We start from the raw sequence: 756 nt of genomic DNA, 5'->3' as shown, positions 1-756 counted from the left end.
CGGCGCGTCAGGTGAGAGCAAAAGCAGCAGCAGGGTAGTCGAGAGCATCAGCAGCAGGGCGCCAGGCCAGTCGAAGCGGCGGGCGTGGCGCTCATTGAGGTGGCCGAGGTGGCGGTTGACCAGCCACAGCGCCAGGGCCCCGAGGGGCAGGTTGATCCAGAACACCCAGCGCCAGCTCAGGTGTTCGGCAAAGTAGCCCCCCAGCAGGGGGCCGGCAATGCTCGAGACCGCATAGACCGCCGAGATGTAGCCCTGGTAGCGGCCCACCTCGCGCGGGGGAATGGTGTCGGCGATGACGGTGAAGGCGAGCGCGATGAGCCCGCCCCCACCGAGCCCTTGCAGCACCCGGGCGGCCAGCAGCTGGGGCAGGCTCTGGGCCAGGGCGCAGGCCAAGGATCCGGCCAGAAACAGCCCCAACCCGATGTTGAGCAGGCGCAGCCGGCCAAACTGATCGCTCAGCTTGCCATAGACGGGCAGCACGGCGGTGGCCGCCAGCAGGTAGCTGGTCACCACCCAGGTGAGGGCGGCGCCGGCGTTCAGCGCTTGGCCGATGAGGGGCAGCGGGGTGGTGACGATGCTCTTTTCAAGCGAACCGAGGATGATGACCAGCGCGACGCTGGCAAAGACGCTCTTGGGGGACATGCCGGCTCCAGGTGGCAAGAGAGGGGGAAGCGGTGTCGGCAAGGTAGCACATCTCAAGAGGCGGTGAGCTGGCGCAGGCTGCCAAGGCGCGTGAAGCCGTGGCGGCTGCGCGGG

The 756-nt window shown here is 68.5% G+C and carries 1 protein-coding gene; it reads right to left on the bottom strand.

Annotated features, from left to right (window positions below):
- Positions 1-660, bottom strand: a 660-nt coding sequence (locus BN1134_RS16730) for an MFS transporter (RefSeq protein ID WP_269746980.1), incomplete at its 3' end; no start/stop codon positions are given.
- Positions 661-756: the final 96 nt, after the last annotated feature.

The organism is Aeromonas simiae, assembly GCF_000820125.1.
GTDB lineage: Bacteria > Pseudomonadota > Gammaproteobacteria > Enterobacterales > Aeromonadaceae > Aeromonas > Aeromonas simiae.
Note: the sequence above shows the minus strand (reverse complement) of the source record. Positions and strands in the feature narration are given on the sequence as shown.